This window comes from Xanthomonas vesicatoria ATCC 35937, assembly GCF_001908725.1.
Lineage (GTDB): Bacteria > Pseudomonadota > Gammaproteobacteria > Xanthomonadales > Xanthomonadaceae > Xanthomonas > Xanthomonas vesicatoria.
Map to the genome: position 1 here is coordinate 1,714,910 of NZ_CP018725.1, position 12,706 is coordinate 1,727,615.

Genomic DNA, 12,706 nt, shown 5'->3' on the forward strand with positions numbered 1-12,706 from the left:
AGCGCGCGATGACGACGCGTTAGTGCGGCCGCTCCGTGCCGGATTTACGCAGCAGGCTGACCGCGAACCCGCCGACCAGCAGGGCGCCACCGACCAGCAGGGCCCAGAGCAACCACTGTTTCCAGTCGCGCGGGGTGGCGGCCGGCTGTAGCGCCGCGTCGCCGGCAAGCGGCTGTGCCTGCGCGGCCACGCTGGCCTGCACCGGCTGCCACTGCGCACCGCGCTGCTGCCGCAGCGCCTGCAGCATCGAGCCCAGTGGCGCGTCGCCACGGTGCAAACGCGCGCTGCCAGCGACGAGTGCATACGGCGGCTGCCCCTGGGCAAGAAACATGAACCGCTCCGGCTGATATCCCGCGCGCAAGGTCGGTACAGCCGTGCTGCGGCCCTGGGCAGCCACCAATCGCCACTGACGATCGCGCACCGGTGCGGACAACAGCTGCGGTGGCGAGACACCATTGCCAAGCCGATACGCCAACCATGGCCCGGCGCGACGCAGCCATGGCGCGTCGTCGGCATCGCGGCTTTCCACGACCCATTCCACGGCCTCGGCCAGACCGCCGCCGACATCCAGCTGGGTGATCGGAAAGCGGCCAGGTACCACATAGGTCACGCCGGTGTCGTGCGCAGTGCCCTGCAAGTCAAGCCAAGACAGCTGTGTGGGCGCGACCACGCCATCCACTTCCGCGTCGACCGCGCGCAACGGCGGCAGGGTGCCCGACAGCGGCACGATGCGCAGGTAACGCGCGCCGTCGTCCAGCGCAATGCGGCGCTGCTGCAGCCGCTGCGCCTGGTTGTCCAGGGCCATCACGGTCGCATCGGAGGCCAGCACGCGCCAGTCGCGCAGATCGTCGCTGCCCTCTACCCGCAGCTGCGCCTGCACCGGCGTATTGCCCTCCCAATCCAGCAGCAACGCGCGCGGGCGATCGCGCAAGGCGCTGGCGTCGATCAACCAGCTGCTACCAGCCCGGGACGCTGCCGGTGCACCGGTCGCAAAGCGGCCTTCCAGTCGTCGCACCGCACCGTTGGCATCGCGCTCGGCAATCAATTGCAGATCGCCATTGGCCGGCGCGGCGCCTTCAGGCAAGGCAAACAACGGCAACCGCTGCCGACGCGATGCAGCCGGCGCAGCATCGAGCGGCAGCGGTGCGGTGGGCATTTCTTCGCCACGCGCATCGATCACCGTGACATCGCCCAGGCCCGCATCGACTGCGCTGCGATAGACCGCCTCGCTCAAGGTCAGCTGATACAGGCCGGCGTCGGAGCCAGCCACCTGCAGCGGCCATTGCTGCCGATAGTCCTGCCGCACATCGGCCGCCTGCGCAATCAGCGGCACCAACAGCATCCATCCCCAACGTCTTGCACTCATGCCGGATCCTTTGTCGCTTCATCGCCGTCGGCAGCACGCTCTTCAATCACCGGACGCGGAGGCGCCGGTGCCAGATATCCCACCACCGTACACAGCAGGCCATAGGCCATGAACGAGCCGATGCCGAGCAGATTGCCCAGATGCTGGCGATCGACCAGCACCAGCTTGGCCAGCACCAGGCCCATCAGCAAGGCGCCGCCCAGCCACAGCCCGCGCTGGCCGCGACGCGAGCCGACCACCCAGCCCAGCACACCCAGCACGCTCCACACGATAGTCAGGCTGGTCTGCGACAGCGTCGTGCCCACCAGCGCGGTATCCCACGGCACACCGCCCCAGTGATGCACGCTGTGCAAGGTGCTGCCGGTGATTACTACCCAGCCCAACACGCCGAGCGCAGTGACGCGACGCCCTTGCAGGATCGCCGGTGCGTGCGTGGACCATGCCCAGCGAGCGATCAGCGCAAGCACCGCCAGCTGCGCCAGTTCGGCCAGATTGAGCAAGGGCACCCAGGGCAGCGGCGCGGCGCTGACCGGATCCAGCAATGCGAGCAGCCACCCGATACCCAGCACCGCGAACACGCAGCTCAGCAACCCGGTACGCGCAGGATCGAAACGCGCGCCCTGGGGCCAGGTCAGCCACGGCCAGCGCAGCAAACCCACCGTCGCCACCGCAAGCCACGGCAGCGCCAGCAAGGCGCAACGCCAGCCATTGGCAAGCGCAAAGGCATCGGCCAACCAGGCCAGAGCCAACGACGCCACCAACGGCCACAACAGCCACCAGATGAACTGTGCGACCAAGGCGCCGATGCCGGCCTGCATGCGCAGGCACCACAAGGCCCGCGCGCCTGCCAGCGCAAATGCCAGCCAGGCCACGGCGCCCCAATGCGCGAACGGCTGCGTATGCGCCTGGTTCTGCCACAACGCCAACGGCGCAGCCAACGCCAGTCCGCTCATGACCGTCCACACCAATGCAGCCGCGGGGCGACGGCGCTGTACCTCGGCCGCCAGCCACACACTGAGCGCGACAAAGCCCAGCAGCAGATCCGGCTCGCTACGCAGATCGGCAAAGCGCAGGATTTCGTGCACCCCGCACAGCGTCCACCAGCCCAGGCCCCACAGATACGCCACCAGCGCGCTCCGCCGATGAGCTGCATCGCGCAGGAACCAGGCACTGGCCCAGCCGGCGATGGCGATCAGCAAGCTGCTCATGCAGGTGGCATTGGCCACCGCCATGCTGTCGTAGCGCCACGCATCCACACCGAAGGCCACGCCCACCGCTGCCAGCAACTGCAACGCCACGCCGCTGATCTGCGGGATGCGTCGCTGCTGACGCAGGCCCAGCCACAACAATCCCACACCTTCCAGCGCAAACACGCTGGCGGTGGCCCGTGCCGACAGCGCCAGCGGCACCGCCAGCGTGGCAAAGCCCACGGCCAGCATCGCGTGCGCCTGGCCCAGCAAGCGTGTGGAGGCACGGCGCAGCAACCAACTCGCCAGGCCGGCATACAACGCCGCCACGGCGAGCGCGCACAACGCCAATGGCAGGCGATCGCCTTCCAGCAGGCGCGCCTGCAACGCGAAGGCGACCAGGGGCGTGCCGAACAGCAGGCTGCCATCGATGAGCTTGCCCGCACTGCCGTCGCCGCGCCGCGCATGCAGCACCGGAATGGCGACGTACATGGCGAAGAACAGCAACAGGAATGGCTCGGTGCTGGCGAATTTTGCCGGTGTGTACTGCAGCGCGCCCCACAGCGTGCCGATGCCGAAGGTAAAAGCGAACCCAAGCAGATTGAGCACCCGCCACGGCCGCGTCCACGCAATCGCCACGATGCCGGCGTTGAGCACGGCGTAATACGAAAACAGCCCGACATGATTGCCGCTGCCGGTGGACAGCCAGATCGGCGCAAGAAATCCGGCTAGCACGCCCAACACCGCCAGCGTGCGCGAGTCCTGCATCACCGCCAGTACGCACATGCCGGCAATCAGCACCACGCTGATGCCCAGCGCCAGGCCTGCGCCCAGCAAGCCGTACAACTTGAACGCCGCGAACACCGTCAACAACAACCCGCCGATGGCACCACCCTGCAATGCCAGCGCAAAGCCTGGCCGCTGCTCGCGTTGCTTCCAACCGAACACCAGGCCGGCCAAGGCGAGAGCGCTGATGCCGGCCAAGCGCAGTTCGATCGGCATGCGCATCCAGCCCTGATCGCTGGCGTACTTCAACAACGACGCCACGCCGGCCAGCAACACCAGCATGCCCACCTTGACCGGCACATTGCCTTCGGTGAACCAGCGCTTCAGCGCAGTCGCGGCGCGCTCGATCGCATTTGGCGCGGATGGGGGATTCGGTGCCGGTGGCGCGGATGGAGGCGGCGTTGGCTGCGCCGATGCGGCAGCAGGCGGTGGCCTGCTCGCTGTGGCCTCGGAAGTACCGGCAACGCTGCGCGCTGCAGGCAACGGATCAACGCTGCTGCGCAACGCTGGGGGGAACGAAGTGGCGGCGCGCGGTACCGGGGCCACCGCCTCAGTCGGCATGCCCGGGGACAGGGGGCGCTGCTCATCAACAGGTGAGCTGGGCGCCGCTTGCGCGGGCACTCCTGCACGTGACACGGCCGACGGCACCGCAACGCCCTGCCACTGGGCGACCCGCTGTTCCAGCTCCCAGACCCGTCGCTGCAGTCTGCCTACCCACACCAGCGCTATCACCAGTCCAACCGGCAGAGCCAGGACCGCAAGGCCCACCATCACGATAATCGATTCCACCTGTCCCCCACCCCGGCATCCGGCCGGCTGCGCGAACCATACAGGCTGCGGCCACGCATTGGCAGCACCGCACGCGACGTACGGACATCAGGGCGTTGGTTCGCACCTCACCATACAACGCCAATCACATGCATAAAAGAACGCCCGGATGACCGGGCGTTTTCAGGATTATTCGCGGTAACCGCTGTCGTTCTTGTTGTGAATGATCCAGATCAGGTTGCCGCCGGTATCCATCGACTTGCCGGCAAACACCAGGCGCCCCTGGCCCTTGTAGGCCATCTCATAACGGTAACGGTCGCCACCGAAGAAGAACGGAATGAACGCCTTGCCAGTCACATAGGAACCCTGGTCGTTCGGCTGACCAATCAGATCGGTTACCTGCTTCATCGGCATGCCGATCTTCAGCTGGGTGAACTTGCTGTCGGGCGCGGGCTTGCCGGTGATCTCGCCCTCGTAATCATTGACGCCCTTGACGGTCTCGCCGTAACCGGCCTCCACGTCGGACGATTTGATCACTTCGCCGTCGGCATTCATCCAGGCGGGCGTACCGGTCTGCTTCTTGGCCGCAAGGCTATCGAACGGTACCGAGAACGCCATCACCATCCCAAGTACGCATGCACCTGCCAAAAATTTCTTCATCTTGATTCTCTCGATCCATGGAGTTCCCCGATCCTTCGTACACGACACGGGAACGGCCGCCGTGTGCATGAATTAGCGCATGTAGGTCGTGCAAAGTCCACCGTCTTGCAAGGACCAGCAGGGCTGGCAGCCATCCAACCCACGAAAACACACGCAAAAAAAAGCCCCGCCATGGCGGGGCCTTCTGCATGTCAGTCGCCTTACTTGGCGACCACGCGCACCATTTCCAGGCACTTGTTGGAGTAGCCCCACTCGTTGTCGTACCAGGACACCAGCTTGACGAAGGTGGAGTCCAGCGCGATGCCGGCGTCGGCGTCGAACACCGAGGTGCAGGTCTCGCCGCGGAAGTCGGTGGCCACGACCTTGTCTTCGGTGTAACCCAGGATGCCCTTCAGTGCGCCTTCGCTCTGTGCCTTCACTTCGGCGCAGATCTCGGCGTAGGTCGCCGGCTTTTCCAGTTCAACCGTCAAGTCGACGACCGACACGTCGGAGGTCGGCACACGGAAGCTCATGCCGGTGAGCTTCTTGTTGAGCTCGGGAATCACCACGCCCACGGCCTTGGCCGCACCGGTGGAGGACGGGATGATGTTTTCCAGGATGCCGCGGCCGCCGCGCCAGTCCTTGTTCGACGGGCCGTCCACAGTCTTCTGCGTCGCCGTGGCCGCATGCACGGTGGTCATCAGGCCGCGCTTGATGCCCCACTTGTCGTTGATGACCTTGGCCAACGGCGCCAGGCAGTTGGTGGTGCACGAGGCGTTGGAGACGATCGCTTCTCCCTTGTAGGTCTTGTCGTTGACGCCGTAGACGAACATCGGCGTGTCGTCCTTGGACGGGGCCGACAGAATCACCTTCTTGGCGCCCGCGTCGATGTGCTTCTGCGCGGTTTCCTTGGTCAGGAACAGGCCGGTGGACTCGATCACCACGTCGGCGCCCACGGCATCCCACTTGAGGTTGGCCGGGTCGCGCTCCTGGGTCAGGCGGATCTTCTTGCCGTTGACGATCAGCGTGTTGCCGTCGACCGATACCTCGGCCTTGAAGCGGCCGTGCACCGAGTCGTACTGCAGCATGTAGGCCAGGTAGTCGGGCTCGAGCAGGTCATTGATGGCCACGATCTCGATGTCATTGGCGAAGTTCTGCACCGCAGAGCGCAGCACGTTGCGTCCGATGCGACCGAATCCGTTGATGCCAACCTTGATTGCCATGTTCACAAGCTCCTGCGGCCGCGACAGCGCGGCGGATGGAAAGGGGATGACATTCTAACAGCGTCCTCTGTAGACAACTGTGCAGTTGCGTGCGGCGTGGTCCAAGATCAGGCGCCGCTCACCGCGCGTTCTTGACCGATCTGTGGCCTCCTTGCCCACTTCAGCGGATGCAGCAATGAGCCTTGCGCTCTGCTGGATGGGCACCACGTGCTCGCCGAGCATGTGCACCGACGGTCCGTGCCTCAACCAACATGCAGTTCGACACACTCAATCCAAGCGTCACTCCACGCACCAACTGTGCGGATACGCTTTGCTTTCCAAATACTTACAACTCAACTAACTACGCCGAAAAGCGTATTGGCGCATATGCCGAACAGCAGCATTTCGGCGCTCCGTGGATTTCGATACTGGCCCTGCCTGCTGAGGCACCCAATCAACTACACGGAGATTCCCATGCGTCGCACCCTGTTCTCTCTGGCTTTGGCTCTGGCTGCCACCCCGGCGCTGGCCGCTGGCGTGATGCATTACACCGACAAGGCCTCGCTACCTGTCGACGGTGAAGCACGCGAAGTCGCCGCGCTGTTCGATACCTGGAACGCCGCGCTGGCGACCGGCAATCCGCACAAGGTGGCCGATCTGTACGCGCCGGACGGCGTGCTGCTGCCGACCGTATCCAACGAAGTGCGCGCCTCGCGCGCGCAGATCGAAAAGTACTTCGAGATGTTCCTGACCAAAAAGCCCCAGGGCGTGGTCAATTACCGCACCGTGCGCGTGCTCGATGACGACAGCGCGGTGGATGCGGGCGTGTACACCTTCACGCTGACCGACAAGGACGGCAAGAAGAGCAACGTGCAGGCGCGCTACACCTTCGTATACGAAAAGCGCGACGGCAAGTGGCTGATCATCAACCACCACAGCTCGGCGATGCCCGAAGTGGACACGCGAGCGGCAGTCGCCAAGACCAAGTAAATGCAGGCGCCTCGGAGTATGCAGCCCACTGTTTGCAGCCTGCCGCGTGTCATCGCCGGCGCACCTCCCCCGCCAACGGTGACAAGGCCTGTAGCGCACTGCACATCCAACCTGCGGCCTGCCTGCGACACGCGCCATGGCGCTCAGCGCTGCTGCCATTGCGCAGCGACGCTGCCATCGAGGCAGCACCGGCATCGTGATGAACCGGATGGTTGCCGCCCTGGTTTGATCAGGATCAAGGCGGCGGCCGCGCAAACCCACAAGACTTCGTCCATCCACTGCACACAACGAGAATCCCTATGCGCATGCGCTCTACCCTTCTGCTCGCCGGCCTGGCCGCCAGCCTTGCCAGCGTCCCCGCACTGGCGCAATCCAAAGGCGACTGGACCGTTGCCGTCGGCGCGCACCAGGTCGCTCCCAAATCCGACAATGGCCGCCTGGTCGGCGGCACGCTCGAAGCGGACGTGGGCAAGGACATCAAACCGACCTTTACGGCCGAATACTTCATCGCCGACAACCTGGGCATCGAGGTACTGGCAGCGCTGCCGTTCGAGCACGACATCGCCTTGCGCGGGCTGGGCCGCGTCGGCAGCACCAAACATCTGCCGCCGGTAGTGTCGCTGCAGTACCACTTCAACAGCCAGGGCAAGGTGTCGCCCTTCGTCGGCGCCGGCATCAATTACACGCGGTTCTTCAGCACCGATACCCGTGGCGCACTGGCCGGCAGCGAACTGGAACTGGACGATTCGTGGGGCCTGGCCCTGCATGCCGGGCTGGACTTCAAGCTCAGCGAGCGCGGTGCGCTGCGCGTCAACGCACGCTGGATCGACATCGACAGCGAAGCGCGTCTCGACGGCACCCGCATCGGCACGGTCAACATCGACCCGCTGGTCTACGGCGCGGCATACGTCTACCGGTTCTGAGAGCAGTTAGCAAACCTACTGTGCAGCGCCAGCAGGCGCGGCCGGTGCCCGGAATCGGTACGTAACACTCCTACACTCCGATTACTCCGCGCCGTCCGCACCCACCTGACACCTGCTCGCTACGTTTTGTTAGCAACGCTGAGTCATAGCGGCAAGCGCGGTGCATCTCTGGCACACTTGACGTCCAGGGACGTGCATCCACCGCCGGAGTTGCGGACAGGTCGGTCACGTCGAACGCCTGTCCGACCTACCGGGGATTTCATGAGCATGTTCATCCGCACCGCCCTCGCCATCGCATTGGCCGCTTCGGCCACTCCTGCCCTTGCACAGTCGGCCGGCCACTGGACGACCGGCTACGGCGCGGGCTATGTCTCGCCCAAGTCCGACAGTGGCACCCTCGGCGGCGCACGCGCCGAGATCAAGGGCGCGCCGGCGCTGTCGTTCACCTACGAATACTTCCTTCGCAACAACCTCGGGATCGAGGTGCATGCCGCCGTTGCCGGCAAGCATGATCTCGAGCTGGAAGGCGTCGGCAAGGTAGGCAGCTATTGGTCGGTGCCGCCCAGCGTGTTGTTGCAGTACCACATCAATGGCTATGGCACGGTCTCGCCGTTTGTCGGCATCGGCATCAACTACACCACCTTCCTAGGCGAAGACACCGAGCAAACATTCGGCAATAGCGAGCTGCGCTTTGGCGACTCGGTCGGCGCCACTGCGCATGTCGGTGTGGACTTCATCTTCAACGAGCGTAGCGGGCTGCGCGTGGATGCACGCTGGACCGATTCCCGCAGCAATGTCGATTTCAACGGCGCGCGGCTTGGCAAGGCGCGGGTCGATCCATTGACCTATGGCATCTCGTACCTGGTCTACTACTGATCGCGTTGCCGTCGTCGCGCTGCTGCGCGGCGACGTGACAGCGACAGCGACAGCGACAGCCATCAAACCGTCCCGGACGGTTGCGTACAATCGGGGGATGAAGACCTTCTCCCCCTCTCTCGTTGTACTTGCCGTGGCACTGACCGCGGCCATCCAGCCCGTTACTGCATTCGCCTGGGGCCCGCAGGGCCACCGTCTGGTGGCGCGCATTGCCGAAACCGAATTGAGCCCGCAGGCCCGCGCGCAGGTGGCGCAACTGCTTGCCGGCGAGCCGGACCCGACATTGCACGGGGTCGCGAGCTGGGCCGATGAATTGCGCGAGCACGACCCGGATCTGGGCAAGCGCTCGGGCCCGTGGCATTACGTCAACCTCGCCGAACACGACTGCGCCTATGCGCCGCCGCGCGATTGCCCGGACGGCAACTGCGTGATCGCCGCACTCGAGCGCCAGACCGCCGTGCTCGCCGACCGCAGCCAGCCGCTGGACGCGCGTCGTCAGGCATTGAAGTTTGTGGTGCATTTCGTCGGCGATATCCATCAGCCGATGCACGCCGGTTATGCGCACGACAAGGGCGGCAACGATTTCCAGCTGCAGGTCAACGGCAAGGGCAGCAACCTGCATGCGTTGTGGGATAGCGGCATGCTCAACGACCGCCAGCTCAGCGACGACGCCTATCTGCAACGCCTGCTGGCATTGCCGGCGGCCACCGCGGTCTCTCCCGCGCTGCCGCCGCCGGCTGCGGCGTGGGCGCAAGCGTCGTGCAAGATCGCCATCACGCCGGGCGTGTATCCCGCCGCGCACGTGTTACCGGCCAGCTACATCGCCACCTACCGCCCGATCGCCGAAACGCAATTGCGGCTGGCAGGCGACCGACTGGCTGCCGTGCTCAACGCAGCGCTCACCACACCCTAAGCGGAGACAGCGATGCAGCCCGAGGTTCTTGCGTTCTTCCATGCCGACAGCAGCACCTTCACCTACGTGGTCGCAGATTTGGCGTCCGGCGCGGCCGCGGTGATCGACCCGGCGCTGGACTATGCAGCCGACACCGGCGCCATCGGGACGCACGCAGCGCAGGCCATCGCCGATGCCATCGTGCAACGCGGCTGGCAGCTGCACTGGCTGCTGGAAACCCACGCGCATGCCGATCATTTATCGGCTGCGCAGTGGTTGAAGCAGCACTGGCCGCAGGCGCGGGTCGGGATCGGCGAAGGCATCGTCCAGGTACAGCAGACGCTGGCCCCGCGCTATGCATTGCCGCAGCACTTTTGCCCGGATGGCTCGCAGTTCGACCATCTGTTTGCCGATGACGAACGCTTCCAGCTAGGCGGGATCGAGGTCCGCGTCATCGCGGTGCCCGGGCACACCAGCGACAGCGTCGCCTATCTGATTGGCGATGCGTTGTTTCCCGGCGATTCGTTGTTCATGCCCGACGCGGGCACGGCGCGCTGTGACTTTCCTGGCGGCGATGCGCGGCAACTGTATGCCTCGATCCAGCGCCTGTATGCACTTGCCGACGACACCCGCGTGTTCGTCTGCCATGACTACGGCCCCGGCGGCCGGGCCGTGGCGCATCAGACCACCATTGGCGAGCAGCGGCGCAGCAACATTCACGTGCGCGATGGCGTCGATATCGAAACCTTCGTCGCCCAACGGCAGGCACGCGATGCCACCTTGCCCGAGCCGAAACTGATCCGGCCCGCATTACAGGCAAACCTTCAGGCGGGCCGCAGCGAGGGCGTGGCTCCGTAGCGCCATTGGCGTTCGCTACGCTATTTGGGCACAGCCGCTATGATCGGCGTATCCCCTCGTCTGGAAATCCCCATGCGTCCTCTCGGTTTCTGGCAACGCGCCCTGTGTGCGTTGATGCTCGCTTTGCCCGTCCTGGCCACGGCGCAGACTGCGCCGGTTACCGTGTTTGCCGCCGCCAGCCTAAAGGAGTCGATGGACGAGGCCGCCGCCGCTTACCAAAAAGCCTCCGGCACGCCGGTGCGGGTGTCGTATGCGGCGAGTTCCGCCTTGGCGCGCCAGATCGAACAAGGCGCACCGGCGGACGTGTTCTTCTCGGCCGATCTGGAATGGATGGACTACCTGCAGCAGCGCGGCCTGGTCGTGCCGGCGCAACGCCGCAACCTGCTCGGCAATACGCTGGTGCTGATCGCACCGGCCGCCAGTAAGGTGCGCGTGGATCCACGCACACCCGGCGCCATCGCCAAGGCGCTCGGCGAGAATGGGCGCCTGGCGGTAGGCCAGACCAGCAGCGTGCCGGCCGGCAAGTACGCCGCCGCCTCTCTGCGCAAGCTGGGCCAGTGGGATGGCCTGAGCAATCGTCTGGCCGAATCGGAGAGCGTCCGCGCCGCGCTGATGCTGGTCTCGCGCGGCGAAGCGCCGCTGGGCATCGTTTACGGCTCCGATGCACGCGCCGAGCCCAAGGTGCGCGTGGTCGCCACCTTCCCCGCAAACAGCCATGACGCCATCGTGTACCCGGTGGCGGTCCTGAAGAACAGCAGCGCGCCGGAGGCCGCCAAGTTCGTGCAGTGGCTGAGCAGCAAGCCGGCCAAGGCGATCTTCGTGCGTCGCGGTTTTTCGTTGCAGGATTGAGGCGCACCGCCTGTCGATGTTCACCGCCGAAGAAGTCACCGCGATCGGCCTGAGCCTGAAGGTCGCGCTGGTTGCCGCCATCGCCAGCCTGCCGCCGGGCATCGCCTGCGGCTGGCTGCTGGCGCGGCGCCGCTTTCCGGGCAAGGCGCTGCTGGATGCCTTGCTGCATCTGCCGTTGGTGATGCCGCCGGTGGTCACCGGCTATGCGTTGCTGGTGATGCTGGGCACGCAGGGGCCGATCGGCAGCTGGCTGCTGGAACACGTGGGCGTGCAGTTTGCATTCCGCTGGACCGGTGCGGCATTGGCCTGCGCGGTGATGGGATTTCCGCTGATGGTGCGCGCGATCCGGTTGTCGATCGAGGCCACCGACCGCCGCCTGGAAGCGGCCGCCGCCACGCTTGGCGCCGGCCCGTGGCGGGTGTTTTTCAGCATTACCCTGCCGCTGGCCTGGCCCGGGCTGGTGGCCGGCGTGGTGCTGGCGTTTGCCAAGGCGCTTGGCGAATTCGGCGCGACGATCACCTTCGTGTCCAACATCCCCGGCGAAACGCAGACGCTGTCGTCGGCCATCTATGGATTGATGCAGGTGCCGGGCATGGAATCAGGCGTGTGGCGCCTGGCAGGCGTGGCGCTCGCGATCTCGCTGGCAGCGCTGCTGCTGTCCGAGTGGTTGGTGCGCAGACAGTATCGACGCGAGGAGGCGTGATGCTGGATCTCGACCTGCACCTGCAACGCGGCCATTTTCAACGGCATATCCGTATCCAGGACGATGCACGCGTGCTGGCGCTGGTGGGCCCTTCCGGTGCCGGCAAGACCAGCGTGCTCAATGCCATCGCCGGCCTGGTGCGGCCGCAGGCCGGGCATATCCGCATCGATGGGCGCTGCCTGTTCGATCATGCGCAGGGCGTGGACGTGCCGACGCATCGCCGCAGGATCGGCTATGTGTTTCAGGATGCGCGGCTGTTCCCGCACCTGGATGTACGGCGCAACCTGCACTACGGCCGGCATGCGCGCGGTGCGGCGCCGTTCGGATTCGACGACGTGGTGGCCTTGCTCGGTATCGCCCCGCTGCTGCAACGGCGGCCGCGCAACCTGTCCGGTGGCGAGGCGCAACGCGTGGCTATCGGCCGCGCATTGCTGTCGCAACCGGCCATCCTGTTGTTCGACGAACCCTTGTCTGCGCTGGACCAGGCGCGCCGCGAAGAGTTGATCCCTTACCTGCAACGCGTCCGCGATGAGATCCGTCTGCCGATGCTGTACGTCAGCCACAACCCGGATGAGGTACAGCGCATTGCCGACAGCGTGCATGTGTTGGAGTGACACGTTGATGGACGACATGGTGGCGAAGTCGATGGGCTGCTGATGTGGCCGGC

The 12,706-nt window shown here is 65.5% G+C and carries 12 protein-coding genes and 1 other RNA gene; 9 read left to right on the top strand and 4 right to left on the bottom strand.

Going from position 1 to position 12,706, the window contains the following annotated elements; all coding sequences use genetic code 11:
* Nucleotides 1-19: 19 nt before the first annotated feature.
* The 4 genes from BJD12_RS07395 to gap all read right to left on the bottom strand — a co-directional run bounded on the left by BJD12_RS07395 (nt 20) and on the right by gap (nt 5,969).
* On the bottom strand, nt 20-1,366 hold the full coding sequence (locus BJD12_RS07395; protein WP_042827641.1) for a DUF3999 domain-containing protein: 1,347 nt from the start codon (nt 1,364-1,366) through the stop codon (nt 20-22).
* Nucleotides 1,363-4,110 (bottom strand): DUF2339 domain-containing protein, encoded by a 2,748-nt coding sequence (locus BJD12_RS07400; protein ID WP_172797192.1) that lies wholly within the window; start codon nt 4,108-4,110, stop codon nt 1,363-1,365. Before BJD12_RS07400 ends, BJD12_RS07395 begins: the two co-directional genes overlap by 4 nt.
* 186 nt (nt 4,111-4,296) lie before the next feature.
* The gene (locus BJD12_RS07405; RefSeq protein WP_172797193.1) at nt 4,297-4,725 is read right to left on the bottom strand and encodes a hypothetical protein; all 429 of its coding nucleotides are present in this window, start codon (nt 4,723-4,725) and stop codon (nt 4,297-4,299) included.
* 242 nt (nt 4,726-4,967) lie between these two features.
* Nucleotides 4,968-5,969 carry a type I glyceraldehyde-3-phosphate dehydrogenase gene (gap, locus tag BJD12_RS07410; protein ID WP_005988872.1) on the bottom strand — a complete coding sequence of 334 codons (1,002 nt, stop codon included), beginning with the start codon at nt 5,967-5,969 and terminating at the stop codon, nt 4,968-4,970.
* A gap of 453 nt (nt 5,970-6,422) precedes the next feature.
* Between gap and BJD12_RS07415 the strand changes: the two genes are divergently transcribed.
* The 9 genes from BJD12_RS07415 to modC all read left to right on the top strand — a co-directional run bounded on the left by BJD12_RS07415 (nt 6,423) and on the right by modC (nt 12,653).
* Nucleotides 6,423-6,938: an SgcJ/EcaC family oxidoreductase gene (locus BJD12_RS07415; protein ID WP_005988870.1), complete on the top strand. Its 516-nt coding sequence runs from the start codon at nt 6,423-6,425 to the stop codon at nt 6,936-6,938.
* Nucleotides 6,939-7,237: 299 nt separating this feature from the next.
* Nucleotides 7,238-7,861: an OmpW/AlkL family protein gene (locus BJD12_RS07420; protein ID WP_005994160.1), complete on the top strand. Its 624-nt coding sequence runs from the start codon at nt 7,238-7,240 to the stop codon at nt 7,859-7,861.
* A gap of 59 nt (nt 7,862-7,920) precedes the next feature.
* Nucleotides 7,921-7,996, top strand: a non-coding RNA gene (locus BJD12_RS07425) — sX9 sRNA.
* Between the two features lie 126 nt (nt 7,997-8,122).
* Nucleotides 8,123-8,737 carry an OmpW/AlkL family protein gene (locus tag BJD12_RS07430; RefSeq protein WP_005994162.1) on the top strand — a complete coding sequence of 205 codons (615 nt, stop codon included), beginning with the start codon at nt 8,123-8,125 and terminating at the stop codon, nt 8,735-8,737.
* Nucleotides 8,738-8,756: 19 nt separating this feature from the next.
* Entirely contained in the window at nt 8,757-9,650 is an 894-nt protein-coding gene (locus tag BJD12_RS07435) for a S1/P1 nuclease (RefSeq protein ID WP_425480552.1), read from the top strand.
* A 12-nt stretch (nt 9,651-9,662) separates the two neighbouring features.
* A complete protein-coding gene (locus BJD12_RS07440) occupies nt 9,663-10,487 on the top strand; it encodes an MBL fold metallo-hydrolase (protein WP_005994167.1) in 825 nt (274 codons plus the stop codon).
* Nucleotides 10,488-10,559: 72 nt separating this feature from the next.
* A complete protein-coding gene (gene modA / locus BJD12_RS07445; RefSeq protein WP_042828202.1) occupies nt 10,560-11,336 on the top strand; it encodes a molybdate ABC transporter substrate-binding protein in 777 nt (258 codons plus the stop codon).
* A 16-nt stretch (nt 11,337-11,352) separates the two neighbouring features.
* Nucleotides 11,353-12,039 carry a molybdate ABC transporter permease subunit gene (modB, locus tag BJD12_RS07450; protein WP_005994171.1) on the top strand — a complete coding sequence of 229 codons (687 nt, stop codon included), beginning with the start codon at nt 11,353-11,355 and terminating at the stop codon, nt 12,037-12,039.
* Nucleotides 12,039-12,653 (top strand): molybdenum ABC transporter ATP-binding protein, encoded by a 615-nt coding sequence (modC, locus tag BJD12_RS07455; RefSeq protein WP_005994173.1) that lies wholly within the window; start codon nt 12,039-12,041, stop codon nt 12,651-12,653. The genes modB and modC overlap by 1 nt, the downstream gene beginning before the upstream one ends.
* Nucleotides 12,654-12,706: the final 53 nt, after the last annotated feature.

Bases quoted from the DNA above. Each gene is read 5' to 3' on its own strand.
- BJD12_RS07395 (WP_042827641.1), bottom strand. From the start codon at position 1,366: ATGAGTGCAAGACGTTGGGGATGGATGCTGTTGGTGCCGCTGATTGCG.
- BJD12_RS07400 (WP_172797192.1), bottom strand. From the start codon at position 4,110: ATGGTGGGCCTTGCGGTCCTGGCTCTGCCGGTTGGACTGGTGATAGCG.
- BJD12_RS07405 (WP_172797193.1), bottom strand. From the start codon at position 4,725: ATGGCGTTCTCGGTACCGTTCGATAGCCTTGCGGCCAAGAAGCAGACC.
- gap (WP_005988872.1), bottom strand. From the start codon at position 5,969: ATGGCAATCAAGGTTGGCATCAACGGATTCGGTCGCATCGGACGCAAC.
- BJD12_RS07415 (WP_005988870.1), top strand. From the start codon at position 6,423: ATGCGTCGCACCCTGTTCTCTCTGGCTTTGGCTCTGGCTGCCACCCCG.
- BJD12_RS07420 (WP_005994160.1), top strand. From the start codon at position 7,238: ATGCGCATGCGCTCTACCCTTCTGCTCGCCGGCCTGGCCGCCAGCCTT.
- BJD12_RS07430 (WP_005994162.1), top strand. From the start codon at position 8,123: ATGAGCATGTTCATCCGCACCGCCCTCGCCATCGCATTGGCCGCTTCG.
- BJD12_RS07440 (WP_005994167.1), top strand. From the start codon at position 9,663: ATGCAGCCCGAGGTTCTTGCGTTCTTCCATGCCGACAGCAGCACCTTC.
- modA (WP_042828202.1), top strand. From the start codon at position 10,560: ATGCGTCCTCTCGGTTTCTGGCAACGCGCCCTGTGTGCGTTGATGCTC.
- modB (WP_005994171.1), top strand. From the start codon at position 11,353: ATGTTCACCGCCGAAGAAGTCACCGCGATCGGCCTGAGCCTGAAGGTC.
- modC (WP_005994173.1), top strand. From the start codon at position 12,039: ATGCTGGATCTCGACCTGCACCTGCAACGCGGCCATTTTCAACGGCAT.